This is a genomic window from Microvirga zambiensis WSM3693 (assembly GCF_016735695.1).
Taxonomy (GTDB): Bacteria; Pseudomonadota; Alphaproteobacteria; order Rhizobiales; family Beijerinckiaceae; genus Microvirga; species Microvirga zambiensis.
In genome coordinates this window covers 129,944-155,813 of sequence record NZ_JAERQD010000001.1, presented here as the reverse complement: position 1 = coordinate 155,813, position 25,870 = coordinate 129,944, and the positions used below count along the sequence as shown (strand labels likewise).

General features: G+C 65.7%; 22 protein-coding genes and 1 tRNA gene. 12 read left to right on the top strand and 11 right to left on the bottom strand.

Annotated features, from left to right (window positions below; genetic code table 11):
* Positions 1 to 4: 4 nt before the first annotated feature.
* The 6 genes from JKL46_RS00760 to lptF all read right to left on the bottom strand — a co-directional run bounded on the left by JKL46_RS00760 (position 5) and on the right by lptF (position 8,104).
* Positions 5 to 1,117 carry a D-alanine--D-alanine ligase family protein gene (locus tag JKL46_RS00760; protein ID WP_201829275.1) on the bottom strand — a complete coding sequence of 371 codons (1,113 nt, stop codon included), beginning with the start codon at positions 1,115 to 1,117 and terminating at the stop codon, positions 5 to 7.
* 287 nt (positions 1,118 to 1,404) lie between these two features.
* Positions 1,405 to 2,259: a 16S rRNA (adenine(1518)-N(6)/adenine(1519)-N(6))-dimethyltransferase RsmA gene (gene rsmA, locus JKL46_RS00755; protein ID WP_201829273.1), complete on the bottom strand. Its 855-nt coding sequence runs from the start codon at positions 2,257 to 2,259 to the stop codon at positions 1,405 to 1,407.
* The gene (gene pdxA / locus JKL46_RS00750) at positions 2,256 to 3,269 is read right to left on the bottom strand and encodes a 4-hydroxythreonine-4-phosphate dehydrogenase PdxA (protein ID WP_210381137.1); all 1,014 of its coding nucleotides are present in this window, start codon (positions 3,267 to 3,269) and stop codon (positions 2,256 to 2,258) included. The genes rsmA and pdxA overlap by 4 nt, the downstream gene beginning before the upstream one ends.
* 24 nt (positions 3,270 to 3,293) lie before the next feature.
* Positions 3,294 to 5,819 carry an LPS-assembly protein LptD gene (locus JKL46_RS00745; RefSeq protein ID WP_201829269.1) on the bottom strand — a complete coding sequence of 842 codons (2,526 nt, stop codon included), beginning with the start codon at positions 5,817 to 5,819 and terminating at the stop codon, positions 3,294 to 3,296.
* A gap of 36 nt (positions 5,820 to 5,855) precedes the next feature.
* Entirely contained in the window at positions 5,856 to 6,941 is a 1,086-nt protein-coding gene (gene lptG / locus JKL46_RS00740) for an LPS export ABC transporter permease LptG (RefSeq protein ID WP_201829267.1), read from the bottom strand.
* Positions 6,942 to 6,943: 2 nt separating this feature from the next.
* Positions 6,944 to 8,104, bottom strand: a complete 1,161-nt coding sequence (gene lptF / locus JKL46_RS00735) for an LPS export ABC transporter permease LptF (protein WP_201829265.1) — start codon at positions 8,102 to 8,104, stop codon at positions 6,944 to 6,946.
* Between the two features lie 216 nt (positions 8,105 to 8,320).
* Here lptF and JKL46_RS00730 point away from each other — a divergent pair, with 216 nt between their 5' ends.
* The 10 genes from JKL46_RS00730 to JKL46_RS00685 all read left to right on the top strand — a co-directional run bounded on the left by JKL46_RS00730 (position 8,321) and on the right by JKL46_RS00685 (position 18,794).
* A complete protein-coding gene (locus JKL46_RS00730; protein ID WP_201829264.1) occupies positions 8,321 to 9,814 on the top strand; it encodes a leucyl aminopeptidase in 1,494 nt (497 codons plus the stop codon).
* A 124-nt stretch (positions 9,815 to 9,938) separates the two neighbouring features.
* Positions 9,939 to 10,391 (top strand): DNA polymerase III subunit chi, encoded by a 453-nt coding sequence (locus JKL46_RS00725; protein WP_201829261.1) that lies wholly within the window; start codon positions 9,939 to 9,941, stop codon positions 10,389 to 10,391.
* A 659-nt stretch (positions 10,392 to 11,050) separates the two neighbouring features.
* A complete protein-coding gene (locus JKL46_RS00720; RefSeq protein ID WP_201829259.1) occupies positions 11,051 to 11,311 on the top strand; it encodes a hypothetical protein in 261 nt (86 codons plus the stop codon).
* Between the two features lie 54 nt (positions 11,312 to 11,365).
* A complete protein-coding gene (locus tag JKL46_RS00715; RefSeq protein WP_201829742.1) occupies positions 11,366 to 12,373 on the top strand; it encodes a substrate-binding domain-containing protein in 1,008 nt (335 codons plus the stop codon).
* Between the two features lie 67 nt (positions 12,374 to 12,440).
* Positions 12,441 to 13,724, top strand: coding sequence for an extracellular solute-binding protein (locus JKL46_RS00710; protein WP_201829257.1), 1,284 nt, complete (start codon positions 12,441 to 12,443; stop codon positions 13,722 to 13,724).
* A gap of 63 nt (positions 13,725 to 13,787) precedes the next feature.
* Positions 13,788 to 14,639: a carbohydrate ABC transporter permease gene (locus JKL46_RS00705; protein ID WP_201829255.1), complete on the top strand. Its 852-nt coding sequence runs from the start codon at positions 13,788 to 13,790 to the stop codon at positions 14,637 to 14,639.
* 44 nt (positions 14,640 to 14,683) lie between these two features.
* Positions 14,684 to 15,496 carry a carbohydrate ABC transporter permease gene (locus JKL46_RS00700; protein ID WP_201829741.1) on the top strand — a complete coding sequence of 271 codons (813 nt, stop codon included), beginning with the start codon at positions 14,684 to 14,686 and terminating at the stop codon, positions 15,494 to 15,496.
* Positions 15,497 to 15,507: 11 nt separating this feature from the next.
* Positions 15,508 to 16,557: an ABC transporter ATP-binding protein gene (locus tag JKL46_RS00695; RefSeq protein WP_201829254.1), complete on the top strand. Its 1,050-nt coding sequence runs from the start codon at positions 15,508 to 15,510 to the stop codon at positions 16,555 to 16,557.
* Positions 16,558 to 16,582: 25 nt separating this feature from the next.
* Positions 16,583 to 17,860, top strand: a complete 1,278-nt coding sequence (locus JKL46_RS00690; protein WP_201829252.1) for an MGH1-like glycoside hydrolase domain-containing protein — start codon at positions 16,583 to 16,585, stop codon at positions 17,858 to 17,860.
* Positions 17,861 to 17,957: 97 nt separating this feature from the next.
* Positions 17,958 to 18,794: an amidohydrolase family protein gene (locus tag JKL46_RS00685; protein ID WP_201829249.1), complete on the top strand. Its 837-nt coding sequence runs from the start codon at positions 17,958 to 17,960 to the stop codon at positions 18,792 to 18,794.
* On the opposite strand, the gene fdhD is transcribed toward JKL46_RS00685, so the two are convergent.
* On the bottom strand, positions 18,779 to 19,624 hold the full coding sequence (gene fdhD / locus JKL46_RS00680; protein WP_246529087.1) for a formate dehydrogenase accessory sulfurtransferase FdhD: 846 nt from the start codon (positions 19,622 to 19,624) through the stop codon (positions 18,779 to 18,781). The two genes, JKL46_RS00685 and fdhD, sit on opposite strands and share 16 nt — an antisense overlap.
* Positions 19,625 to 19,913: 289 nt before the next feature.
* Here fdhD and selD point away from each other — a divergent pair, with 289 nt between their 5' ends.
* Together selD and JKL46_RS00670 are read left to right on the top strand one after the other, a co-directional pair.
* A complete protein-coding gene (gene selD / locus JKL46_RS00675) occupies positions 19,914 to 20,960 on the top strand; it encodes a selenide, water dikinase SelD (protein ID WP_201829247.1) in 1,047 nt (348 codons plus the stop codon).
* A 67-nt stretch (positions 20,961 to 21,027) separates the two neighbouring features.
* The gene (locus tag JKL46_RS00670; protein ID WP_201829245.1) at positions 21,028 to 21,363 is read left to right on the top strand and encodes a hypothetical protein; all 336 of its coding nucleotides are present in this window, start codon (positions 21,028 to 21,030) and stop codon (positions 21,361 to 21,363) included.
* A gap of 40 nt (positions 21,364 to 21,403) precedes the next feature.
* On the opposite strand, the gene JKL46_RS00665 is transcribed toward JKL46_RS00670, so the two are convergent.
* The 4 genes from JKL46_RS00665 to fdhE all read right to left on the bottom strand — a co-directional run bounded on the left by JKL46_RS00665 (position 21,404) and on the right by fdhE (position 25,860).
* A tRNA-Sec gene (locus JKL46_RS00665) sits at positions 21,404 to 21,499 on the bottom strand.
* A 10-nt stretch (positions 21,500 to 21,509) separates the two neighbouring features.
* Positions 21,510 to 23,546 (bottom strand): selenocysteine-specific translation elongation factor, encoded by a 2,037-nt coding sequence (gene selB / locus JKL46_RS00660; RefSeq protein WP_201829243.1) that lies wholly within the window; start codon positions 23,544 to 23,546, stop codon positions 21,510 to 21,512.
* Positions 23,543 to 24,940, bottom strand: a complete 1,398-nt coding sequence (selA, locus tag JKL46_RS00655; protein WP_201829241.1) for an L-seryl-tRNA(Sec) selenium transferase — start codon at positions 24,938 to 24,940, stop codon at positions 23,543 to 23,545. Before selA ends, selB begins: the two co-directional genes overlap by 4 nt.
* Positions 24,941 to 24,942: 2 nt before the next feature.
* A complete protein-coding gene (gene fdhE, locus JKL46_RS00650; protein ID WP_201829239.1) occupies positions 24,943 to 25,860 on the bottom strand; it encodes a formate dehydrogenase accessory protein FdhE in 918 nt (305 codons plus the stop codon).
* Between the last annotated feature and the right edge of the window lie 10 nt (positions 25,861 to 25,870).

Genomic DNA, 25,870 nt, shown 5'->3' with positions numbered 1-25,870 from the left:
GATCTTAAACCAACGCCAGCGCGTTGCGGCGCTGATGGCGCGCGATGGCGTGGCCGATCAGCACCTCCATCAATTCGCTCTGCGGCAGGCCGCCGGCCTCCCAGAGCTTGGGATACATGCTGATCGCCGTGAAGCCGGGAAGTGTGTTCACTTCGTTGACGAAGAGGCCATCCTCATTCTTCGGATCGACGAAGAAGTCGACACGCGCCAGGCCCTCGCAGGCGAGGACTCGGAAGGTTTCGACCGCAAGCAACTGGACGCGCTGCGCGCGGTCGGCGGGCAGTTCTGCGGGGATGCGCAGAAGCGCGCCGTCCGCATCGATATATTTGGCGTCGTAGCTGTAGAAGCCGTGGCTTTCGGCCGGGACGATCTCGCCGAGCGGGGATGCTCGCACCTCGCCCGCCGCGTTCTCCAGCACGGAGCATTCGATCTCCCGCGCGCCGGCGACGCTGCGCTCCACGAGAAGCTTGCCGTCGTAGCGGAAGGCACGTTCGCAGGCCTGCTCGAATTCCTCGGCGGATTGGGCGCGGGAGACGCCGACGGACGAGCCCATATTGGCAGGCTTGACGAAGAGGTCGGGCGTCCCGAGCGCGTCGATTGCTGCCCGGTAGTCGACCCGGCTGCGGGGCGTCAGTGTGAGGAATGGAACGACCGGCAGGCCGCTGTCGCGCAAAAGGCGCTTGGCAATGTCCTTGTCCATGCCGGCGGCGGAGCCCATGACGCCGGAGCCGACATAAGGAACGTTCGCGACCTCGAGGAAGCCCTGAACGGTACCGTCCTCGCCGTTCGGCCCATGCAGGACCGGCACGACGGCATCGAGGCGGAGCGAGCGGGGACTCGCGCCGCGATCCATCACGATCATCTCTCCATCGCCACCAGGAAGCAGAGCGACCTGTGGCGCACCTTCCGGGATTTCGAGAGACGTGGCGCCACGCCCGCCGCCATTGCCGCTGTCGCACAGGAGCCAGCGTCCATCGCGTCCGATGCCGATGGGGACGATGTCGTAGCGGTCCGGATCGAGCGCGCGCAGGACGTTTGCGGCCGACAGCTTCGAGACCTCATGCTCGGCAGAGCGTCCGCCGAACAGAAGCCCGATTCTCTTGCGCGGCTGCGACATGCCCGCCTTCTCCTCTAGGGCCCGAACAGGGGCCGTTCATGCACGGCAATCATGGGATAAGCGCGGTTAAGGTCTCATGAAAAGGGACTGCGAACCGCAAGCCAGCAGAGCGCGTCTGGGATGATCCCCTCCGCCGTCATGGCCGCACTTGTTGCGGCCACCCACGTCTTGGAACCACAACCGCGCAAAGACGTGGGTCCCCGGGACGAGCCCGGGGATGACGTTGGAGGGTTGGATGACATTAGGGGGTGATCGCGCAGGACGTGGTGCCGGTCCCATCACCCTCGCTATTGGTTGCGCCAGGCATCCCACGCATTCGCAAGCGCCACATAGCCCTCCACGGAAACGTTCTCCGCGCGGATCGTTTCGTCGAGACCGGCCGCCTGAATGATTCCGGCCGGATCCGGAGCGATGGATTTCAGACTCTGGCGCAGCATCTTGCGGCGCTGCCCGAAAGCGGCGCGGGTCACGGCCTCCAATGCGCCGACGCGGCAGGGCAGCGGCTGGGCGCGCGGGGTCAGGTGGACGATGCTCGACGTGATCTTGGGCGGAGGCACGAAGGCCGATGGCGGGACGTCGAAGAGAATGCGCGCCTCCGTCCGCCAGCCGCAGAGAACGCCGAGACGGCCGTAATCCTTCGGGTCGCTCTCGTCCGCGACGATGCGCTCGGCGACCTCGCGCTGGAACATGAGCGTGAGCGAAGCCCACCAGGGCGGCCAGGCCTCGCCGGTGAGCCACCCGGTGAGCAGGGCGGTGCCCACATTGTAGGGAAGGTTTGCGATGATCCGGACGAGGCCGTCGCCGACGAGGGGGCGCGGATCGAACTCCAGGGCGTCGGCCTCGATCACCTCGAGCCGGCCCGGATAGCGCGCTGCGATCTCGGCGAGCGCGGGCAGGCAGCGGGTGTCGCGCTCGATGGCGATGACCTTTCGCGCGCCGGCCGCCAGGATCGCCCGGGTCAGACCCCCCGGTCCCGGGCCGACCTCGATGACAGTCGCCTCCTCCAGGGAGCCGGCGGAGCGGGCGATGCGGCTGGTGAGGTTGAGATCGAACAGGAAGTTCTGGCCGAGCGATTTCTTGGCCATCAGCCCATGGGTGCGGACCACTTCGCGCAAGGGGGGAAGGTCGTCGATCTGGCTCATGGGCTCGGTGTTTCTGCACTCAGCCGCGCAGCGAGCTTGAGGGCCGCGATGAGGCTGTCGGGCCGGGCGACGCCCTTGCCCGCGATGTCGAAGGCCGTGCCGTGATCCGGCGAGGTGCGAACGAAGGGGAGCCCGAGAGTCACGTTGACCGCCTCGTCGAAGGCGATGGTCTTGATCGGGATCAGCGCCTGATCGTGATACATGGCGAGCGCTGCATCGTAGCGGCTGCGGGCCCGGGCATGGAACATGGTGTCCGCGGGCAGGGGACCGGAGATTTCGATCCCGTCCTGGCGCAGGATCTCGATGGCCGGCGCGATGATGCGGGCATCCTCCGTTCCCATTGCGCCGTTCTCGCCGGCATGGGGGTTGAGACCCGCCACGGCGAGCCGTGGTTTCGCGATGCCGAAGCGCTCCCGCAGCTCCCGGGCGACGATCCGGCCGGTCAGGACGATCAGGTCCGTGGTCAGGGCGGCGGGCACGTCCGCGAGGGCGATGTGCACGGTCACGGGAACGACGGCCAAAGCCTCGCTCCAGAGCATCATGACCGGATGATAGGTTTCTCCGGTCCCTTCGGAGGCCAGGGCCGCGAGGAACTCCGTATGGCCGGGATGGCGAAAACCGGCGTCATAGAGCACGTGCTTGGCGATAGGATTGGTCACGACAGCGGCGACTGAACCCGATTGGACCAAGCTCACGGCCCTTTCGATGGATTCGATCACGGAGGGCGCGCCGGCCGCGTGAGGCTGTCCCGGCTCCGCTAGAACGCGAGAGTTCAGAGGGATGACAGGGAGGGCGTTCGAAAACACCGCTTCGATCTGAGACGGTTCCACGGGAGCGATGGGAACGCTCCAGCCGTAGCTCTGTGCGACCCGGGCGATGTGGGCGGGGTCGCTCAGGAGCGCGAAGGGCGGCAGCGCTGCGTCCTCGCGCTGAAGCCAGGCTCTCAGGGTCAGTTCGGGGCCGATCCCTGCGGGATCACCTTGCGTCAACAGGAGAGGGCGCGGATTCAAGCCTGCCACCGGGCCGTAACCCCATCATTCACTGGTGGTGCCGCTGAGGTTCTGACTATATCCCACTTCACCCAGCGAGCGGAACTCGAGGCTGAAGGCAATCGTGTGGTTCTGGTCCTTCTCGCCCGAAGTACGCGTCACTTCGCGAGGAGTCACGCTGTAGATGAGCGAGAACGTCGTGCACTCGTCCATATAGCCCACGCCGAAGGACATGCCGCTGACATAGGCGATGTTCTGGCGGTCATAGACGGCGGTCGCCGGATTCGCGGCATATTGCGTGGCGAAAGTCTGACGAGCCAGCAGGTAGCGGTCGAGGTCGAGCAGGAGAGAGCCCGAGACATACCAATTGGGCGAGATGTCCCAGCGAGCCGTGCCGAGCAGGCCTTCACGGCGGAGGGGGAAGCCGATGGCGGGTTGAGCCTCGTAGCGCGCATAGGTCAGCGAGGTCGAGACAGGCACATAGGGGTTGAAGTTCGCCCGCACGCCGGCCTCGAAGCGGTTGAGGTCGAAGTCCTCGTCGTCGAAGCGCGCGCGCGTCACGACCGCAAAGTTGGCATTGGGCGAGATCTGGAACCGGCCGACATAATCGGAGGCCCGCGTGTCGAGACCCGATTCCAGACCCACATTGGCGAGGTCGGGCTGCCGGAACGAATTGCGGCCTGCAACCTGATAGGACTGGCCGAACAGGACATTGGCGTAGAAATTGTCGGCGCCGGTGACCGTGTACTGCACGCCGACATTGGCGCGGACGCCGCCCTCGACCCGGTCGTAGCCGGAGAACTTGTCCCAGTCGAACAGGGACGTATCGTCGAACACGAGGCTCTGGGCGTCCTCGTTGGGAAGGCGGCCAACCCGGGTCTCGTTCGGACGCGCGATCAGCTGCGCAATCGGCTCCAGGACCTGCTGGCCGGAGGTGCCCAGGCTGGCGACGAAGGGGAACCGATACTCGACGCCCACGGCCGGCATGGCGCGGAAGAGATAATCGTCCTCGCCGCCGATGAAGTTCGCGAGCTGCGGGTTCTGATAGCCGTTGAAATCCGGAGCGATCCAGAAGTTGTCGGCCCTGAGATAGGCGAAGGGCGTCCAGACCTGCCCGACCGGGTCGACGAACTCGCGCCGCCAGGACGCAGTGACCGAGGCCCGGGAGGTGGAGCCGCTGATGCCGCGCACGAGGCAGGAGGCGCGATCGAAGATGATGCAGGTCTGGGAGGTGGCGAAATAGGTGGTGTTGGCCACCGACAGCGGATCGTACTGCGTTGCCTCGCGGCTGAGGCTGGTCACGTTCACGTCGAGGGCGAACTCGCCGCCGATGCTCTCGGGGGTGTAGCGCTTGTTGTAATCGAGGACCGGGGCGACGATCGGCTGCTGCTTCTGCCAGTCGTTGCTCGACAGGGTCTGGAAGTAATAGCCCCGCACATCGAAGAAGGAGCGATCGCCCTGCCCCTGAAGGAAGAGGGTCGAGATCGATTCCTTGATGTAGTACGCGCTCAGGCTCTCGCTGTGGATCTTGTAGTTCGACAGGAACCACTTGTCCGAGAGCAGGGCGATATCCCAGCCCCAGCGCCAGTTCTGGTTGATGTAGAAGAGGCCGGTCGTCTCGAGCGAGCCCCGGAGGTCGCGGTTGCCTGCGCCATAGGGGCTGGCGATGAAGGCCTCGGGCTCAAGCTGGGAAATGCCGGCCGCCCGCACGGTATAGGTGCCGTTTTCGAGCCGATGGCGCCACTCCGCCTGGCCCAGAAGTCCCTGCCGGCTCAGGATGGTCGGGGTGATGGTCAGATCGTAGTTCGGCGCGATCGCCCAGAAGAACGGGACGGATCCGCCATAGCCGATCGAGGACGAGTAGACGTAGCGCGGCGACAGGAAGCCGGTCTTGCGCTTGACCGTCGGATCGGGCGTCCAGAAATAGGGCAGGTAGGCGACCGGGATGCCGAGGAGCTCGAGAGTCGCGTCCTCGTAATAGATCGTCCGCTCGCTGTTGTTGTGAATGATCTTGGCGGCCTTGACCTGCCAGAGGGGCGGCCGCTCCGGATTGTCCTTGCAGGGTTCGCAGGCCGTGTAGGTGCCGCGCTCGAACGTCGTGGTCTCGCCCTCGGCCCGCTCGGCGCGGGGCGCGGAGAAACGGGTCGTGAGGGTGCGGCCCTGCTCGACGGTGGTTTGAACCACCCTCAGGGAATCGATGAATCCGTTCTTGAAGTCGTCGGTCAGCTCGAACCGGTCGCCGGTAGCGATCGTGCCGTTCGCGTCGGTCAGCCGGGCATTGCCCTCGGCGAAGACGCGGCCGGTGTTGCGGTCGTAGGTGACCCGCTCCGCCTGCAGGGTGCGGCCCTGGTAGTTCATCTGAACGTCGCCGGTGGCGGCGATGGTGTTCTTGTCGTTGTCGTAGACGATTTCCTTGGCGTCGACGAGAAGCCGGTCCTGGCCCGAGCCGGATTGGGCGCGGGCGCCGATGGCCTCGTTCAGGGTCGCCTGAGCGAGGGCCGGCATAGACCCAGCAGCTGACAGAGCCGCTGCGACCGCAGACATTGCGATCGTTGCCTTAAGCCGCCGCATCCCCACTCCTTCAAAACACATTCTCGTCGAGGACGGTCAGCCGTCCTCTTGGTACAACAAAGCCAAGGTGCCCAGCAGACTGCCTACTACAGCAGGGAACCAGGCTGCAACAAGCGAACTGATGATTCCAGCGGCCCCAAGCTCCGCCATAAGCTCAGTGGCGACATAAAGCACGAACCCGGCTGCGACGCCACCCAGAACCATCATCGCTACACCACCAAATCTAAAGAATCTTAACGATACGGATGCGGCCACGAAAACCATGGCGATGAACAGCAGCGGGCGGGCTAAAAGCAGATCATAATGAAGGGCATAGGTGGTGGTATTGAGGTCCGCCTTCTGCATCCGATCGATGGTCTCCTTGAGGTCCCAGAAGGGGACCGCATCGGGGTCGACGAAGCTCTGTCGAACCTGCGACGGCTGGAGCGTGGAGGCGATCAGGTAACGGTCGTGAGTTTGAGGCTCCTCGGTGGCCGAGAGGATCCTTGCTTCCTTCAGCTCCCAGAAGCCGTCATGCAGGGTCGCTTCCTTGGCCTCGACGCGGTGCGTGAAGGCTCCCGCATCGTCGAAGGCATAGACCGTCACCCCGAAAAGGGTGGCCGAGTCGACCGCCGAGCCGTTGGCGCGGAAGATGGCCTGCCCGTCCTGGCTTCTCTGCCGGATCCAGATCGGCTTTTCCCGGGTCTGGACGTTGCGCGAGAAGATCTCCGATTCCAGGGACGATGCGCGCTGCTTCAGATTCGCCGAGACCGGGTTGTAGACCGTGACCGAGAGGATCCCGATCAGGAGGGCGATCAGGAGCCCGGGCTGCAGGAACTGCCAGGCGGAGATTCCGGCCGCCCGTGCCACCACCAGCTCGAGCTTTCGGCTGAGCTGGAGGAGGGCAGCCATGCTGCCGAACAGGATGGCGAAGGGCATCACCTGCTCGGCAATGGCCGGCGTTCGGAAGAGGGCGAGCTGCGCGATCGCTCCGGTCGTCGCTCCGGGGGCGTCGCCCGCCCGGCGCATGAGCTCCACGAAGTCGAGGGTGTAGACGAGGGTGAAGACAGTCGCGAAAACCAGGAAAATAGTCTTAAGAAACTGTCGTGAGAAATAGGCACCGAGGGTGCGGCCGATCAGCATGGTCAGGCCTTCTGGGGTGCGGGCGAGCGCGATGGGATCAGGCTGCGGAAAGCCGCATGGATCCTGGCCTGGGCCGAGCGCATGGCGGGCCCTTTCAGGATCAGCAGCAGGCTGATGAAAATGGCGACCAGGGGCACGCCGTAGATCGCCGCCACTGCGAACGGCGTGCGCGCGACGGCGCTCGACGCGGCAAAGCCGAGGATTCTCATGAGCACGATCGCCACGACGGCGCCGGCGATGGCGATGCCTCGTCCCTGGCGCGTGGTGCGGGCCTCGCCGAGCCCGACGAACGCGATCATCATCATGGCCAGCGGATAGAGCCAGGAGGACAGGCGGTCGTGCAACTCGGCCCGGAAGCGCCCGCGCTGCTCCTGGTACATGAGTTCACCCTTGTCCGGGAACAGGAGCTGGGTCGTGCTGCGCTCGCGCGGCTTGTAGACCACATCGCCGCCTTCCTTGTTGAAGGCCGACAGGTCGACCGCATAGCGCTCGAAGGCGACGATGGACGAATCTCGGCTGTTCGCTTCCTTGCGCTGGACGCTGCCCTTCTGCAGCACGAGATAGGCGTTTCCGTTCTGCTCGACCGTCTGGCCCCGCTCGGCGAGATAGACGATGGCTTTGTCCTTCTCCCGGAGATCCTCCATGAAGATCCCGAGCAGCGCGTCCCCGGATTTTTCCCGGTAATGGAAGGTGAAGCCGTTCTCGAGCGTAATGAACTGGCCCTCCTTGGCCATGGTCCCCACGAAATCCGCCCTGATCTTCGTGAACAGCTGCCGCAGCTCCTGGAAGCTCGCCGGCATCAGATAAATCGAGATGACCCCCACGATGAGGCAGACGAAGGTCGCCAGGACCAGGAAGGGCCGCAGCAGGCGTTGCGGCGGCATCCCGCCGGCGCTCATGACGATCAGTTCCGAATCCCCGTTCAGCCTGTTCAGCGTGTAGAGGGTCGCCAGGAACAGGGCGACGGGCGCGATCACGCTGATCAGCGCCGGCAGGGACAGGCCGGTGACGGTGAGGAAGATGAAGAGGGTCTGCCCCTTGCCGGTCAGGAGATCGAGCTCGCGAAGGGCCTGCGTGATCCAGATCACCCCCGTGAGGGCGACCAGGCACGCGGCGAAGGCACTGAAGGTGATTTTCAGGATGTATCGTTCGAGAAGTGTCATGAAGCCCTTCGCCCCCGGGCGGTGACGCCCTGGGTATCGTGTCACATGATCTCAGGCAAGATCGCCGTTTTCAACAGCCCGAGATTGCGCCGATTTGACGGCAGCTTCCCCGTGCCCAAGCTCGCAATATGATATATGTCCCAGGCATCCGCACGGCATGTCCGCATCGCAGCCGGCCCGAAGACCGGCAATCTGCATCGAAACAAAGAGGATTTCATGGCCGATAGCTTCAAGATCGACTTCCAGGGCCCCGGCAAGGTCCAATCCGGCGATCTCATCGTGTTCGTCGGGGAGGATCTCAAGCCGACATCCACCGTCGCCAAACAGCTCGGCGCGAAGGCGGTCGATCTCATCGCGAAGGCTGCCGCGGCCGAGAATTTCAAGGGCAAGGCGAAGTCGGCCATGTCCATCGTCGTTCCGGCGGGTCTGCCGGTGGATCGGCTGATCGTGGTCGGAATCGGCGGCGAAAAGGAACGGGCGGCCCTGGATTTCGTCCAGCTCGGCGGCCTGATCGCGGGCAAGCTGAACGGCAAGCTCGCGACCGCCGTCCTGGATCTGCCCGGCACCAATGTGACGCCGGACGCCGTGGCCGACATGGCGCTCGGCGCGCAGCTGCGCCGCTACAGCTTCGACCGCTACAAGACCAAGAAGAAGGACGATGATACCGCCAAGACCGGCGGCCGCCTCGTCTTCAGCGTGGCCGATCCCGCCGCGGTCAAGAAGGTCTACAAGGCGCGGGAGGGCGTCCAGCAGGGCGTGATCATCGCCCGCGATCTCGTCAACGAGCCGCCGAACGTGCTTGGGCCGCAGGAATTTGCCGCCCGCGCCCAGGCGCTCACCAAGCTCGGCGTCGAGGTCGAGATCCTCGACGACAGGGCCATGAAGAAACTGGGCATGCAGGCCCTTCTTGGCGTGGCGCAGGGCTCTGTGCGCGGCGGCCGGGTCGCCATCATGCGTTGGAACGGCGGCAAGGCGGGCGAGCAGCCCATCGCCTTCATCGGCAAGGGTGTGGTGTTCGATTCGGGCGGCATCTCGATCAAGCCGGGCGCCGGCATGGAAGACATGAAGGGCGACATGGCGGGCGCGGCCTGCGTCGTCGGCCTCATGCATGCGCTGGCGAGCCGGAAGGCCAAGGCCAACGTCGTCGGCGCCATCGGCCTCGTCGAGAACATGCCGGACGGCAACGCCCAGCGCCCGGGCGACATCGTGACGACCATGTCCGGGCAGACCATCGAGATCATCAACACCGATGCCGAGGGGCGCCTCGTGCTCGCCGACGTGCTCTGGTACGTGCAGGATCGGTTCAAGCCCAAGTTCATGATCGATCTCGCGACCCTGACCGGTGCGATTCTCGTGGCGCTCGCCCAGGAATATGCAGGCCTGTTCTCGAACAACGACGAACTGTCGGAGCGCCTCACCGCTGCGGGCAAGGCGACCGGCGAGCGCGTGTGGCGCATGCCGCTCGGGCCCGAATTCGACAAGATGATCGAGTCGAAGTTCGCCGACATGAAGAACTCGGCCGGCCGCTTCGGCGGATCGAGCACCGCGGCGGCGCTCCTCCAGCGCTTCGTCAACGACGTGCCCTGGGCCCATCTCGACATCGCCGGCACGGCCATGGGCTCGCCCGCGACCGAGATCAACAAGGGCTGGAGCTCGGGCTGGGGCGTGCGTCTCCTCGACCGGCTCGTGCGCGATCACTACGAGGCGTGAACCGTAAAGTGCGTCATCCCGGGGCCGCGTCAGTGGAACCCGGGATCGCTATACGAGAATGGCGCCTGATCCTGTTGGCGATCCCGGATCTGCGCTACGCTCCGTCCGGGATGACGATGAAATAATGGCCGAAATCCTTTTCTATCATCTCCAGCATCAGCCGCTCGAGGCCGTACTGCCCACGCTCCTGCAGAAGACGCTGGAGCGGGGCTGGCGGGCGGTGGTGCAGGTGACCACGGAGGAGCGCATGTCGGCGCTCGACGATCATCTGTGGACCTTCACCGACGAGAGCTTCGTACCGCATGGAACCGACCGCGAGGCTCACGCGGCCGACCAGCCGATCCTCATCGCCATGTCGGGCGAAAACCCCAACGGCGCCTCCATCCGCTTCCTCGTCGAGGGCGCCGAACTGCCCGCGGACATCGCATCCTACGAGAGGCTGGCGATCCTCTTCGACGGCAACGACGTCCAGGCCCTCGCCTTCGCCCGCGACCAGTGGCGGGCGGTGAAAGAGGGGGGGCACGACGCGACCTATTGGCAGCAGGACGAGCGCGGGCGCTGGCAGCGGAAGGCGTGAGGCCATCGAACGCCCCGCCCACGTCATCACCGGCCTTGTGCCGGTGATCCCGATTCGGTGAGGTGAGGCGCTTGTTCGATCGGGATGGCCATGACGCACCGCGCGAACCCTCCCCCCCTCTGCGGGGGAGGGTGGCGAACGCCGGTGAGCCGGGAGAGGGGGCGTCAGGGTCGCGCACGGCCCCCTCTCCCGTCATGCCCGCGCTTGTCGCGGGTATCCACGTCTTGTGCAGCGTTGTGGGTCCAAGACGTGGGTGGCCGGGACAAGCCCGGCCATGACGCGGAAGGGTGTTGAGACGGGGTGAGCGCAAGCAACGTTACGTTCTCTCTTTGTTCTTGGCGGAATGGTCAAGCTCGGCTATATCATTCGCCATCCCCGCCCGGCGAGGGGCGCGCTCGCGAGGCGTCGCAAGAACGGGGCGGAGAGCGGTCCCGCCGCAGGCCTCGCAAGCCGGTGATCGCGGGTGGCCGGCCCGGGCTTGATCCGGGTCCGCTGAAACAAACCGTGTGCGACGAGCAAGCCGGCTCTGAGCATTTCACACACAAAAGCGAGCCGGGCTGCCATTCGCGCCTCCCTCGACCTTGACGGCTCGCAGCACCCGCTGCGGGCCAAAAGGTGCTGGCTCTTTGACAAAAACAGATCGAACACCCGCAGCCGTCATGGCCGGACTTGGTCCGGCCACCCACGTCTTGGGAGGCGCGGCGCCTCACCGCGTCGAGGTCACCGGCACTGATCCCCGGAACAAGTCCGGGGAGGTGACGACATGGGAGGGCGAGGATGCCGGTCTCGAAGACGTGGGTCCCCGGGACAAGCCCGGGGATGATGGACACGCATGCAGCGTCCTCCCGCTCAAGACACTTGCGCCGGAGGCATCCCACGACCTTCAACTCTATACCAACGATCTAGTCTGGGAATATTGACTTCCCAAAACGTTTTGGAGAATGATGCTGGCACACAAGGAAGGTGCCCGCCCTGTGTCGAACCTGAAGCTGCTCGCGCAATCGCTCGGCCTGTCGATCACGACGGTGTCGCGGGCGCTCGACGGCTATTCGGACGTGGCGCCGGCGACCCGCAAGCGCGTCGAGGCGGCGGCCCAGGCCATGAATTACCGGCCGAACCCGGCCGCCCGCAGCCTGCGGCGGCGCAAGGCCGAGGCGGTGGCGGTGACCCTGCCGACGGAGCCGGGCCGGTTCGGCCCGCCGATCTTCCTCAACATGCTCGCCGCCTGCGGCCAGAGGCTCGCCGAGGAGGGCCTCGACCTGATGCTGCTGCCGACCGCCGGCCGCGCCGGCGAGATGGACACCTACCGGCGGCTTCTCGACGGACGGCGCGCCGATGCGGTGATCGTGGTGCGGACAAGGCTAGAGGACGAGCGTGTCGCCTTCCTGAAGGAGCGCGGCATCCCCTTCGTCACCCATGGCCGCACTGCGCGATCCGACGAGCACGCCTTCATCGACGGCGACGGCGAGGCCGGCTTCCGCGATGCCGCGCGGCAGCTCGGATCGCTCGGCCATCGACGCATCGCTCACATCGCCGCGCCGCAGGATTTCACCTTCGCCCATCTGCGCCGTAAGGGCTGGCAGAAGGCGCTCGATGAAGCCGACGCCGGTGAGCGGCTCGAATATACCGCGCAGCCGACGGAATCAGGCGGCTACGAGGCGGCGCAATGGCTGCTGCAGCAAAGCACGCCGCCCACCGCGCTTCTGTGCGCCACCGACAGCATGGCCATCGGCGCGCTGAGCGCTCTGAAGGAGCGAGGCCTCGTCGCCGGACGCGAGATCGCCGTGATCGGGCACGACAATCTGCCCTCCGCCGCCTTCACCGATCCGCCGCTCTCGAGCATGGAGATCGCAGCCCCCGATGTCGGCCGGCAATTGGCGGAGATGCTGATCGCACGGCTTGGCGGCCGCGAGGCCGGCGAGCTGCAAACAATTCTGCCGGTTCGGCAGGTTCCGCGGTTAACCCACGGACCGGCCAGCTGAGAATGATGCCCTCGATCTTCCGGCCCCGGATCGAGCGGCACCAAAAAGGGACCGATGGAGGAAGGACATGACGCATCCGGTATCGCTTCGCGCCATTGTCGCCGCGACTGCCCTTTTGGGAGGGATGACCGTCGCGCAGGCGCAGGAAACCATTTTCTACTCGACGCAGCTTCGCCCCATCGAGGAGGCGACCAAAGTCCGTGAAGTCCTGCTGAAAGGGATTCCCGGCAAGGTCACCTATGTGGTCGACGAGCCGCCCGCCTTCGCGGTGCGCATGAAGGCCGAAACGCAGGCGGGAAAACGCACGGCGAGCGTCGTCGGCGCGCTGCACGGCGAGTTGCAGCCGCATGTGCCGGCCGATCTCCAGCCCGTCGACGATGTCGCCGCGAAGTTGACCGATCGCGGCATTCCCGCAGGCCTGATGGAGCTCGGCAAGCTCGGCACGGGACAGCAGCAATACATCCCGTGGATGCAGGCGACCTACGTGATGGTCGCCAACAAGCAGGCGCTGCAATACCTGCCCGCCGGCGCCGACATCAACAGCCTCACCTATGCCCAGCTGCAGCAATGGGGCAAGAACATCGTCGACAAGACCGGCCAGCGCCGCCTCGGCTTCCCGGCCGGCCCCACGGGCCTGCTGCCGCGCTTCTTCCAGGGCTATTTCTACCCGTCCTTCACCGGCGGCGTGGTGACGACCTTCAAGTCGCCCGACGCGGAAGTCGGCTGGAACGCGCTGAAAGAGATCTGGGCGGTGTCGAATCCCAATTCCACCAACTACAACTTCATGCAGGAGCCGCTGCTTGCCGGCGAAGTATGGGTCGCGTGGGATCACATCGCCCGCGTGAAGGAAGCGCTCACCCTGCAGCCCGACCAGTTCGTCGCCTTCCCGGCGCCAGCGGGTCCGAAGGGGCGCGGCTACATGCCGGTGATCGCCGGCCTCGCGATTCCGAAGGACGCGCCGAACCGCGCCGGTGCCGTGGCGGTGATCGAGCACATGACGAAGCCGGCGACGCAGCTCGCGACCGCCGCCGAAGTCGGCTTCTTCCCGGTCGTGAAGGCCGAGCTGCCGCCGGATCTCGCGCCCGGCATCAAGGCACTCGCCGGCGCCGTCGCCGCGACGCAGAACGCGAAGGATGCGCTCGTCTCGCTCCTGCCCGTCGGCCTCGGCGCCAAGGGCGGCGAGTTCAACAAGGTCTACATGGACTCGTTCCAGCGCATCGTTTTGCGCAACGAGCCGGTGAAGGACGTGCTCGAGGCTCAAGCAAAAGTGCTCGATGCGCTCATGAAGGAAACCGGCGCGCCGTGCTGGGCGCCCGACAAGCCGAGCCAGGGCGCCTGCGCCGTTCAGTAAGACAGCAAAAGCCCGGCGAAAAACGTTTCGCCGGGCCATCCATCGCGAGTGGAGCGGCTTTCCATGCCTGCGCGCACATCCTGGATTCCCTACGCGCTGATCGCGCCGTCCGTCATCTTTCTCGCGGCTTTGTTTCTCGTGCCGCTGGTGCAGACGGTGTGGCTGTCGGTCTCGGCGGGCGATGGCCTGTCGCTGGAGAATTACCGGCGCATGGCCGGCGACCTGAACTTCGCGCTCGCCGTCAAGAACACGTTCCTGCTCACCCTCGTGGTCGTGCCGCTCCAGGTGGTGCTGGCACTCGCCATGGCCACCATGGTGACGAAGCTCGACAAGGGCCGCGATCTCGTCCTCTGGGTGCTCACCATCCCGCTCGGCATCTCGGATCTCGCGGCAGGCCTCGCCTGGCTCGCGCTGTTGCAGAACACCGGCTATCTCAACTCCGCGCTCTATGCGCTAGGCCTCATCCAAGGGCCTGTCGGCTGGCTCTCGCAGGAGACGCCGGTCGCCCTGTTCTTCGCCATCGTGCTCGCCGAGCTCTGGCGCGCCACGGCCATCGTGCTGGTGATCCTGATCGCCGGCCTGCAGCTGATCCCGAAGGAATTCGCCGAGGCCGCCGAGATCTTCGGCGCCAGGCCCTGGACGCGCTTCACCCGGATCACCCTGCCGCTCCTCAAGCCCAGCCTGCAATCGGCGCTGATCCTGCGCACGGTGCTCGCCTTCGAAGTCTTCGCCGTGGTCTATGCGCTCGGCGGGCGCAACTTCCCCGTTCTCGCCGGCGAGGCTTATGTCTGGCAGAACGACAACCAGAATTACGGCGTCGCCGCGGCTTACGCGGTGCTCATCATGGCGATCTCGCTCGCCGCCACCGCCGTTTACCTGCGCGTGCTGAGAACGCGTCCGGAGCAGCTCCCATGACGACCACGGCTGCCGACCTCACCTCGCCTGCGAAGAACCGCGCCATGGCGCTTCCCTCCGCACGCCGCCTGCTGCTCTGGACCGGCCTTGCGGTGCTGATCGCCTGGGTGCTGGTGCCGATTTATCTCGTCGCGCTCGGCGCCTTCGGCGGCCGGCTCGGCGTGTTCCGCTGGCCGAAATCGATCTGGCCGTCGGACCTGTCCTTCGCGGCGATGAGCCAGTTCCTCGCCATCGAAGGCGTGTTCAATGCGCTGCTCAACTCGCTCATCGCGGCGGGGCTGACGGTGGTGTTCTCCATCGCGCTCGGCGCGCCCGCCGGCTATGCCCTGGCGCGCTACACCTTCCGCGGGCAGAATGCCTATCGCCTGCTCGTCCTGCTCACCCGCGCCTTCCCGCTCGCCATCCTGGCGCTGCCGCTCACGGTTTCGTTCATCCGTCTGGGTCTCTACGACACGCCCTTCGGCGTCTCGCTCATTCATACGGTGCTGGCGCTTCCCTTCGCGGCGCTCGTCACGCAGAGCCTGTTCATGGGCATCCCGCGCGAATACGAGGAGGCGGCCTGGGTCTTCGGCTGCACGCGCTTCCAGGCCTTCATCAAGGTGATCCTGCCGCTTGCGCTCCCGGGCCTTGCAGCCACCGCCATCTTCGCCTTCGTGATCTCGTGGAACGAGGTTTTTGCGGCCTCGATCCTCACCGTGCGCGAGCGGACGCTCACCGCGTATCTGCTGCGCATCCTCGCCGAGAGCCCGCTCCATTACCGCTTCGCCGGCGGCTTCATCCTCATCATCCCCTCCGTGCTCTTCATCTTCGCCGTCAGAAGATATTTGTTCGCGGTGTGGGGCATTGCCAGCAAGTAACGGATCGTCCCATGGCTGATATCGTCATCGATCGCGTGGTCAAGGAATTCGGCTCCTTCCGCGCCCTGCAGGAAGTGTCTCTCACCGTGAACGACGGCGAGTTCGTCGCCCTGCTTGGCCCTTCGGGCTGCGGCAAGACCACGTTGCTTCGCATCATCGCGGGCCTCGAGACGCAGACCTCGGGCCGCGTCGTCATCGGCGGGCAGGATGTGAGCGACCTTGCCCCGCGCAAGCGCGGCCTCGCGATGGTCTTTCAGAACTACGCCGTCTTCCCGCACATGACCGTGTTCGAGAACGTCGCCTTCGGCCTGAGGATGCAGAAAGCCTCTCAAGCCGATGTGAAGCGCAAGGTCGAGCGCGCGGCGGCCCTGCTCCATATCGAGAGCTATCTCGACCGCTACCCGGCGAAACTCTCCGGCGGCCAGCGCCAGCGCGTGGCGGTGGCGCGCGCGCTCGCCGTCGAGCCCGCCGTGCTGCTCATGGACGAACCGCTCTCCAATCTCGATGCGCTGCTACGGCTCGAGATGCGCACGGAGCTGAAGGCGGTTCTGCGCGAGGCCGGCACGACGACGATCTACGTGACCCACGACCAGACCGAGGCCATGGGCCTCGCCGACCGCATCGCCGTGATGTATGGCGGCAAGATCGACCAGATCGGCTCGCCGCTCGAGATCTACGCCACGCCCGCCACTCGCTTCGTCGGCGGCTTCATCGGCTCGCCGCCGATGAACTTCATCAAGGTTGCGTGCAGCGGCGGCACGGCGCGGATCGGCGAGGCCGCGCTCCCATGTCCCATGGCGGGCAAGGATCTGGAGCTCGGCTTGCGCGGCGAGGATGCGGCCCTCAGCCCCAACGGCTCCGGCATCCCCTTCGACGTGCGCGTGGTCGAGCCGATGGGTTCGCACCTGCTGCTGACGGGTGCCATCGACGGGCAACTCGCCCGCATCGTCGCGCCGCCGACGGCAAAAGTGAATGCCGGCGAACGCGTCGGCCTCAACGTCGACCCGTCCCGCGTGACCTGGATCGACGGCTCGACCGGACGCGCCATCGCCCGGGCTTGAATTCAGTAGTTGAAGGATATTTGAGATGACCACGCTTCCGAAGGAAGAGGCCGCGCGCGCCATTCTCGCGCGCAACGATCGCGGCGGCTACACCGTTCCCACCGACAGGCTCTATCCGTTCCAGTGGAACTGGGATTCCGCCTTCGTCGCCATGGGCTTTGCCCTCTTCGATGTGGACCGCGCCTATCGTGAGCTGGAGCGGCTGATCGAGGGCCAGTGGGATGACGGCATGATCCCGCACATCGTGTTCCACGCGCCGAGCGATACCTATTTCCCCGGCCCGGACGTATGGGGCACGCGGCACCGCGTCCCGACCTCGGGCATCACGCAGCCGCCGGTCTTCGGCATGGCTCTGCGCCATGTGCACGAGGCTGCACGCGCAAGCGGGACGGACGGCACGAAGGAGCGCACCAAGGCTCTGTTCCAGGCCGCCCTGCGCTCACATCGCTGGTGGCTTTCGGCGCGCGATCCGGACGGAACCGGCGTTGTTGCAATCCTTCACCCCTGGGAGAGCGGCAGCGACAACTCGCCGGCCTGGGACGAAGCGCTCGCCCGCGTGCCCACGACCACGACGACAGCGATCCGCCGCAAGGATACGGGTCATGTGGATGCCTCCATGCGTCCGCGCGACGAGGATTATCAGCGCTTCATCCATATCGTCGACACCTATCGCGCGTGCGGCTGGGATCCGAAGCGGCAATGGACGGCGGCGCCCTTCAAGGTCGCCGACGTGCAGATGACCGGAACCTTGGCGCGCTCGACCGCCGATCTCATGCATCTCGCGAAAGTCTTCGGCAGCGACGCGGAGAAGGCCGAGCTGAAGGGCATGCATGAAAGGCTTCTTGCAGGACTCTCCCGCCAATGGCGACCGGACCTGTCGCGCTTCGTCAATCGCGACCTGATCTCGGGACAGGACATCGACACGCCGACGCAGGCCGCCTTCATCCCGCTCGCGGCGATTACGCTCGACGAGGCGCAGCGCTCGGCCGTCACCGCGGAGATCGAGCGCTGGCTCAAAAACATGGTCGTCGGCGTTCCTTCGACGCCCGCCTTCTCGCCCGCCTTCGAGCCGAAGCGCTACTGGCGCGGCCCGGTCTGGGCGGTGGTCAACTGGCTCATCGCGGACGGCCTGCGCCTGAACGGTGCCGAGGACCTTGCCCACCGCATCGAGAGCGGCACCGTGCAGGCGATCGAGAAGGTCGGCTTCTGCGAGTATTTCGATCCGACCACCGGCGAGGGCCTCGGCGGCGACACCTTCTCCTGGACCGCCGCCGCCTACATGGTGCTCGGCCGCCGGACCTGAAGAAGCCCCGTCTTCCGCCCGTCGACACGGCCTGCGATCTCTGTCACGAATTGCAGGCCGCACATTCCCGCAGGCATAATGCCAGGACAGGCGACAGATGGCTCACGCTCCGCGCATCGATTCCCATATGCATGTCTGGCAAGTGTCGCGCGGGGATTACGGCTGGCTGACGCCGGACCTAAAACCCCTCTATCGCGATTTCGGCATCGACGACGTGCGCGCCGCCTGGGATGCAGCCGGCATCGATGGTGCCGTCCTGGTCCAGGCTGCTCCAACCGTGGCGGAAACCCGCTATCTTCTGGCGGTTGCGAAAAGCGAGAAGAGGGTCAAAGGCGTTGTCGGCTGGATCGACATGCTCGCGCCCGATGCCGTCGACGAGCTGGAAGGCCTCGCCACCGACACGGCGCTTCGCGGCATCCGCCCCATGCTGCAGGACATCCCCGACGACGATTGGATGCTGAAGCGCGAGCTTAGCCCCGTCTATCGCGCGATCGTCGATCTCGGCCTGCGCTTCGACGCGCTGGTCCTGCCCCGGCATCTGCCCAATCTCCTGCGCATGATTGAGCGCCATCCGGATCTGCCGATCGTCATCGATCACGGCGCCAAGCCGCATATCGGCGAGAGCCTGGATTCCTGGCACAAGGACATGGCGGCTCTGGCGGCGATCCCGCATGTCCATTGCAAGCTCTCGGGCCTCGTGACGGAGTGCCGGGGTCAGGTCTCGAAGGAAGCACTTGTGCCTGCCGTTCAGGCTCTCCTCGAGATGTTCGGGCCGCAGCGCCTCATGTTCGGCAGCGACTGGCCGGTCTGCACCCTGCGCAGCCCCTATGCCGCATGGTGGCAATGGGCGAACGAGCTCACGGCCTCGCTCTCCGCACAGGAGAAGGACGCCGTTTTCGGCGCGACGGCGCAGCGCTTCTACGGGCTTTCCTGATCGTCCATGCCGTTCCCGACACCGATCCGCTCGAGGCCGTGGAAAACGGTCACGGAATCGCGGCGGGCGATGCCGACGAGCGTGATGTCGAGAAGCCGGGCCCGCTCCAGGGCAAGCGCGGTCGGTGCCGAGATTGCGACGAGCGTTCTCGCGCCGAACGCGGCCACCTTCTCCACCAGCTCGAAGGAGCAGCGGCTGGTGACGATGACGAAGCCGCTGTCCGGCTTCGTGCCTGCGCGACAAGCCGCGCCGATCAGCTTGTCGAGCGCATTGTGCCGGCCGACATCCTCGCGGACGAACCGGATCGTTCCGTTAAGATCGGCCCAGGCGGCCGCGTGCACGGCATGGGTCAGTTCGTTCAGGGCCTGCTCACGGTCAAGGGCAGCCAGCGCGGAGCGGATGGCGGATAACGCGATGCCCGGCGCGCTCCCTTCGGGCTGCCGAGCGTGAGGCAGCGCCTTCAGGTCGTCGATGCCGCACAAGCCGCAGCCCGTTCGTCCCGACAGGGCGCGCTTTCGCGCCAGATGTTCGTGCAGCCTGTTCGACGTCAGCTCGATGACAAGGCGAAGGCCGCGCTCGTCGGGCTCGATACGCATGGCCCGGATATCGGCAGGATCCTGGATCACGCCTTCGGTCAGGCTGAAGCCAAATGCGAAGTCCTCAAGATCCGAGGGCGTCGTCATCATCACGGCGAACGGAACGCCGCCATAGACCAGATTGACCGGAACTTCGGAGGGGATCGCTCTTGTTCCTCGGTGCGGTTCGCCATCCTCGAAGGCGATCACCGTCGCCGGTGCCTCCACAGCCGTGGGGTTCCGCGGATCGTCCAGCGGCGAAGCTGGGAGGAAATGGCTTTGGTCGCGCGATCCCTGCAGCCCGTCGTCACGCGACCTGCCGATCGTATCACCGGACTCGCTGCGATCACCCGGCACCACAAATTCCTCCCCGACTGACCCGCTCGAACGCCCTCATGGAAATGCGCCTGACAGCCGCCGTATTAGGGCCAATTCACCCACCGGACGCAAGGCCCCGAACCCAACCCGGCGAAGCGGAGCCGTCGAACGGTTTGCATAATCCGCGCGGGTCTGGAACCATGGACATGGACCGGAGGACTCTTCGATGGACACGCAAAATGTTCGGCTCAGTCATTTGTCCCATGGCGGCGGCTGCGGCTGCAAACTGGCGCCGGCCGTTCTCCAGCAACTCCTCTCCGAGCAGCCGGTTGCAGGGCCGTTCCAGCAACTCCTCGTCGGCACCGAAACGGCGGACGATGCGGCGGTCTGGAAGCTGGACGACGAAACCTGCATCATCGCGACCACGGATTTCTTCATGCCCATGGTGGACGATCCGTTCGATTTCGGACGCATCGCCGCAACCAACGCCATTTCCGACGTCTATGCGATGGGCGGGCGTCCGATCATGGCGCTCGCGATCCTCGGCATGCCGCTCGGCAAGATTGCGCCCGCAACCGTTCGCGAGATCCTGAAAGGCGGTGCGGCGATCTGCGCCGAGGCCGGAATTCCCGTGGCCGGCGGCCATTCCATCGACTGCCCCGAACCGGTCTATGGACTTGCGGTGATCGGGACGGCGAAGCCCGGGGACATCCGCCGCAACAGCGGCGCCAAGGTGGGAGATGCGCTGATCCTGACGAAGGCTCTCGGCGTCGGCATCTATTCGGCCGCCTTCAAGAAAGACGCGCTCTCCACGGACGCTTATGCGGAGATGCTGAACTCGGTCACTCTCCTGAACAGGATCGGCACCGAGCTTGCGCGGGATCCCGATATCCATGCCATCACCGACGTCACCGGCTTCGGCATTCTCGGCCATGGCTTGGAGATGGCGCGCGGGTCGGGCTTGACCGTCACCATCGATCACGCCGCTCTTCCCCTGTTCGGCGAAGCTGCGCCGCTTGCCCGAGCGGGCTATATCACAGGAGCGTCGACCCGCAACTGGGACAGCTATGGGGATGCGGTCCTGCTGCCCGAGGGATTCGAGCTGTGGCAGAGGCAGATTCTGACCGATCCCCAGACATCGGGCGGGCTTCTTTTGGCCTGCGCGCCGGATCGGGCGGAGCAGATTCTGGGACGCATCGTCGAGGCCGGCTATCCATCCGCCCGGATCATCGGCCGGGCGGAGGCGGGGCCTTCGCAGATCAAGGTGATTTAGGGATTTTCCGGAACCCGCCTTGCGTCGCCACGTTGCTCCGAGAACTCAAGCTAGTGGAGGTCGAGGCATGCGTGCTTCCCTGATCCTTGCCGTCGCGGCCATCGGCCTTTCGACGCCCTCCTGGGCGCAAACGGCAGCACAGAATCCTTGCCCGGAAGAGCCCGCGACCACGGCAGCCACGGCACCCGATCAGGGCAATCACGCCTCCGGCACATCGCCGGGGACGGCGGGGTCGACCGGCTGGACCGGCGGTCTCGGCGGGTCTTTCATCGGTACCGCGCCGAAGGGGCCCACACCGGAATCGCCCTCGGATCATCCCAAGACGGCAAGCGGCCTCGATCCGATGAAGAGCGCGGCGGCAGCGCCTGCTGCGTCATCCGGCGGCTGCACCGCGCCACGCTGACAAGAGGCTAACTTCGGGTCTGCGCCGAAGCGGCCGATGATGGCGGAAGAGAGTGGGAGTCGAACCCACCTAAGACCGGCTCGCGGCCCCACCCGGATTTGAAGTCCGGACGCCCCACCGGGGACGCTTCTCCTCCATGATCGTTTTTAGAGCAAACATTCTGACGGGCTCAGAATGCTTGCTCCATCTGCTTGATGGAGCATCGTTGGTCGCGAAGGACCGGTTCCCACCTCTTCGCACGATGCTCCGGACGGCTGAATCGCGCGAAAGAGATCCAGCCGATGCGGATTGATGCGACGAAGATCGCCGCGGCGCAAGGTGACGCCATGGCGGTCGAAGAATTCGAGGATCTGGATCGCGACCTTGCGTCCGTTTTGCACGCAGTCGCGAAATTGCGCAGCGGTGAATTGCCTGTCAGGCGCCTGCCGGCTGAGATCGTGTACGATCCCGACCATCTCCGCGACGGTGTCTCGCATGAAAAAATGATCGTGCGCCACCTCGTCGAGCCGCCCCATCCGGCCGAGCAGCTTGCAGAGAGAGCGGATCTCGCCCTCCTCGGTGCCTAGCAGACCCGCGATGTCACGTACGCGCGGAGGCCTAAAGCGCTCTTCGCCGCCAAGGAGCGGCCGAACCGCATCCCACAGATGCTCTTCGTGCTCGTCGAGGCGCACTTCATGACCTGGAAGCCGCACCCATGACCCGTCGATCTTGACCCGGTCCATCGCGACAAGAGCCAGCAGCGCGGCGCGGAAGGCCGGCGCGGGCAGGCGCGGCTCGCATTGAAGGCGCAGCCGCTCGAGCCCCATGCCCTGAAGATCGGGATTATCGATGTGGAATGCGCTGAGAATGCCGACAAGCCCGGCCTCGAAGGCCTGCCAGCGTTGCTCTGCCAGCGCGAGGATCATTCGACCTGCCGTCAGGCGTACAAGGTGGAGGCTGTCGGCTATGTCGCTTGCGGCCGCAAGCGACATAGCCCTGTCCCGGACGAGAGTCGAGACGTCGAAATAATACGGGTGCACGTTCGCGAGACCGCGCATGGCATCGGCAGGATCGGCCTCTGCGAGGGCCGAAAGCTGCGCACGACGCTCGTCCCCGCGCCGATGACGCGCGGGTGCGCGCAGGTCGATGAAGAAGCCGCCGCCGATGGTGCGTTGGGCCGAGGTATCGCGCAGGACGAAAGCATCCTGGACCGCAGCGGCGATGGGGCGGTCGAGGACAAGCTGGACCATCGTCCTTTCGCCAGGCTGGATGGGACCGTCCTCCAGCAGAACGATCCGCGCTCCGACCTCCACCGCCGCATGATGCAGCCGGACGGGAAACCACTGGCCGACAGGCTTCCTCTCGCTCGCGAGAATGCGCAGGCTCGCATCGATCCGATCGGTCGGCGCATGCAGCTCGGGAGCGAGCACCATATCGCCTCGCGCGATGCTGTCCCTGGAAATCCCCTCGCCCGTCAGGTTGAGCGCGCAGCGCTGACCCGCGACGCCGCGCTCCGCGGCGCGGTTCTGGGCATGGATCGACCGCACGCGGGCCATGCGCCCTGAGGGACTGACGTTAACCTGATCGCCGACGGATACGGTTCCGGAGAGAACGGTCCCCGTCACCACGGTGCCCGCGCCGGAAAGGGTGAAGCTGCGATCGACCGACATGCGAAAGAGCCCGGCGTCGTCCCGCTCCCGCTGGGCTGCGGCTGCCATTCGCAGGTGCTGCTTCAGCGTCTCGATCCCTTCACCCGTGACAACGGAAACGGGAATGATCGGACACTCGGCCAGCACTGTGCCAGCGAGAACATCGCGGATCTGCGCGGAGGCTTCGGCACGACGATCGTCGTCGGCAAGATCGGCCTTGCTCAGCACGACGACGCCCCGATCGATGCCGAGAATGTCGATGATCGCCAGATGTTCGAGGGTCTGGGGCTTCACGGCGTCATCGGCCGCAACCACGAGCATGACGAAGTCGACGCCGCTTGCGCCGGCGACCATGGTGTGGACGAAGCGCTCGTGGCCGGGAACGTCCACGAAGCCGATCACGTCGCCATTGGCTTGAGGCCAGTAGGCGAAGCCCAGATCGATGGTGATGCCGCGCGCCTTCTCCTCCTTGAGACGGTCTGCATCGATGCCGGTCAGCGCCTTGACGAGTGCCGTCTTGCCGTGGTCGATGTGACCGGCCGTGCCGACGATCATGAAGCGGCTCCGAACCGGAGCGGCGCAAGGTTCTGCCGGAACAGGTCTTCGTCGTCCAGGCATCTGAGATCGAAGACGAGAGCGCCCTCCGCGACGCGGCCGATCATGGGCATCGGCAGGCCCCGGAAAGCGGCGCTCAGCGCCTCGACTGCGCGTCCTCCGCCTTGCGGCTTCAAGGACAGCCCGAAGCTGGGAATCGTATCGAGCGGAAGCGCGCCTGAGCCGATCTGGCTCTGGCATGGCACGCTCTCGACAGCCACATCCTGCCCGAGCGCGTCGGCAAGAATGGATGCGAGACGATCCGCCTGCTGCCTGATCTCGCTGACGGGCCTTGCCAGAAAGCGCATGGTGGGAAGTTTCTCTGCGATCCGGTCGGGATCGCGATAAAGCTTCAAGGTCGCCTCGCAGGCCGCGAGACGGATCTTGTCCACCCGCAGCGCGCGCTTCATGGGATTGCGGCTGACGGCGGCAATGAGGTCCTTGCGCCCGACGATGAAGCCAGCCTGCGGCCCGCCGAGGAGCTTGTCGCCGGAGAAGGTCACGAGATCCGCACCTTCTTCCACCGCCTCGCGGACGGTGGGTTCCTTGCGCAATCCGAAGCGGGAGAGATCGATGAGCGTTCCGGAGCCGAGATCGTTGACCAGCGGCACGTCGTGCCGACGCGCGATCGTCGCGAGGTCGCGAGCGCCGACCTCGGCCGTGAAACCTTCGATCCGGTAATTCGAGGTGTGAACCTTGAGGATCAGGCCGGTCTCCGACCCCAATGCACTCTCATAATCGCGGGCATGGGTGCGGTTCGTCGTGCCGATCTCGCGCAGTCGCGCGCCTGCGCGCGCCATGATGTCCGGCATGCGGAACGCACCGCCGATCTCGATGAGCTCTCCCCGCGAGACGATCGCCTCCCGCCCTTGTGAGAGCGTGTTGAGGACGAGGAGCACCGCGGCGGCATTGTTGTTGACCAGCGTCGCATCCTCGGCCCCGGTGAGTTCGCAGACGAGGTCACGGACATGATCGTCGCGCTCGCCTCTCCTGCCGCTGTCGAGATCGAATTCGAGCGACATGGCCTGGCGCATGGCAGCCGTTGCCGCTGCGACGGCTTCCTCCGCGAGGATTGCGCGCCCCAGATTGGTGTGCAGGACCGTGCCGGTGAGGTTGAACAGCGGCTTCAGCCGCGTGCTCGCGCGGACGGTGAGACGGGACAGGACGGAGGCGACGATCAGCGCCTCGTCGATCCCGGACCGGGCCTCCTCGCGCAAAGCCGAAAGTGTCTCGCGAATGGCCCGCGTGACTTCGGGGCGGCCGTGCCGCTCCAGGAGAACCGCGATGTCCGGATGGCGCAGCAACCGGTCGACCGAAGGGAGATTGCGCAGGGGCGACGGGGCCGCTTCCGCCATTCTCAAGTCCCGAGCAGGAAGGGGTTGAAGCTGCCGCGGCGATATTCGCTGTCCTTCAGGAGAAGGTCGAGGCCGAGACTGGCGATGTCGTCCGCAACCGGGTCCAGAGCCATATCTTTTTGCTGGTAGAAAATTTTGACATAAGCCCGGCAATTGTCGCAGCATTCCGCCTTGATTGTGCCCGGCCCGCCTTCGATCTCCTTGTAGCCGATCCCCTTCCCCGAACTGCACAGCACGCATTTCACGCGAACGACGTTCCAGAGCGTGCCGCACAGGGAGCAGGAGCAATAGCGCGTGCCCTCAGCCTCCATCCAGCCGACCACGAGGGACGAGGTCGGCGGGCCGCCGCAGCAGGGGCATGTGCCGTCGCCGATCCGGGGGAGCCTGTCCTTGTCGAGCTTGGCCGCCAACCGGGCGAAATGAACCTGCAGGCCGGCAGCGACATAGACATGTTCCGCGAGGGCGTCGGCCGGGATCTCATCGGCAAGCACGCTTCTTACGAAGTCACGCATCTGTGCAGGCTCGGCGGCGCTGACCCGATCCAACGCCGCTTGTGCCTCATCCGGCTTGGCAAGCGGACGGACCGCGTCGAACAGACGGCTGAGGGTTTCGCTTAAAATATCGTCCAGCTCGATCCGGTTGCGGTCGAGCGGCGGCATGCCGAATTCGCGCGCGCGGTCGATTTCATCTGCCGGTGGAAGCTGTGGCTCGGGCAGTTCGTCCTGAATCGCATTCTGGCCCGCCGCTATGCCTGCGATGAAACGGAGATAGGGCGCGAGCGCGCTCGTCTGCGCCAGGAATTCGAGCCGCTCCCGCCTTGCCTCGAACAGCCGTCGCGGGTCCGGCAGCCTGGCGAAGGGCGGAGCCGGAATGCGGCCGATGGAGGCGGGGTTGGGCGCGATGGAACCTGGATCTGTCATTCAACCTCAC

Coding starts and splice junctions, on each gene's coding strand:
- JKL46_RS00760 (WP_201829275.1), bottom strand. CDS start 1,117: ATGTCGCAGCCGCGCAAGAGAATCGGGCTTCTGTTCGGCGGACGCTCT.
- rsmA (WP_201829273.1), bottom strand. CDS start 2,259: ATGAGCCAGATCGACGACCTTCCCCCCTTGCGCGAAGTGGTCCGCACC.
- JKL46_RS00745 (WP_201829269.1), bottom strand. CDS start 5,819: ATGCGGCGGCTTAAGGCAACGATCGCAATGTCTGCGGTCGCAGCGGCT.
- lptG (WP_201829267.1), bottom strand. CDS start 6,941: ATGCTGATCGGCCGCACCCTCGGTGCCTATTTCTCACGACAGTTTCTT.
- lptF (WP_201829265.1), bottom strand. CDS start 8,104: ATGACACTTCTCGAACGATACATCCTGAAAATCACCTTCAGTGCCTTC.
- JKL46_RS00730 (WP_201829264.1), top strand. CDS start 8,321: ATGGCCGATAGCTTCAAGATCGACTTCCAGGGCCCCGGCAAGGTCCAA.
- JKL46_RS00725 (WP_201829261.1), top strand. CDS start 9,939: ATGGCCGAAATCCTTTTCTATCATCTCCAGCATCAGCCGCTCGAGGCC.
- JKL46_RS00720 (WP_201829259.1), top strand. CDS start 11,051: ATGGCCGGACTTGGTCCGGCCACCCACGTCTTGGGAGGCGCGGCGCCT.
- JKL46_RS00710 (WP_201829257.1), top strand. CDS start 12,441: ATGACGCATCCGGTATCGCTTCGCGCCATTGTCGCCGCGACTGCCCTT.
- JKL46_RS00705 (WP_201829255.1), top strand. CDS start 13,788: ATGCCTGCGCGCACATCCTGGATTCCCTACGCGCTGATCGCGCCGTCC.
- JKL46_RS00700 (WP_201829741.1), top strand. CDS start 14,684: ATGGCGCTTCCCTCCGCACGCCGCCTGCTGCTCTGGACCGGCCTTGCG.
- JKL46_RS00695 (WP_201829254.1), top strand. CDS start 15,508: ATGGCTGATATCGTCATCGATCGCGTGGTCAAGGAATTCGGCTCCTTC.
- JKL46_RS00690 (WP_201829252.1), top strand. CDS start 16,583: ATGACCACGCTTCCGAAGGAAGAGGCCGCGCGCGCCATTCTCGCGCGC.
- JKL46_RS00685 (WP_201829249.1), top strand. CDS start 17,958: ATGGCTCACGCTCCGCGCATCGATTCCCATATGCATGTCTGGCAAGTG.
- selD (WP_201829247.1), top strand. CDS start 19,914: ATGGACACGCAAAATGTTCGGCTCAGTCATTTGTCCCATGGCGGCGGC.
- JKL46_RS00670 (WP_201829245.1), top strand. CDS start 21,028: ATGCGTGCTTCCCTGATCCTTGCCGTCGCGGCCATCGGCCTTTCGACG.
- selB (WP_201829243.1), bottom strand. CDS start 23,546: ATGATCGTCGGCACGGCCGGTCACATCGACCACGGCAAGACGGCACTC.
- selA (WP_201829241.1), bottom strand. CDS start 24,940: ATGGCGGAAGCGGCCCCGTCGCCCCTGCGCAATCTCCCTTCGGTCGAC.
- fdhE (WP_201829239.1), bottom strand. CDS start 25,860: ATGACAGATCCAGGTTCCATCGCGCCCAACCCCGCCTCCATCGGCCGC.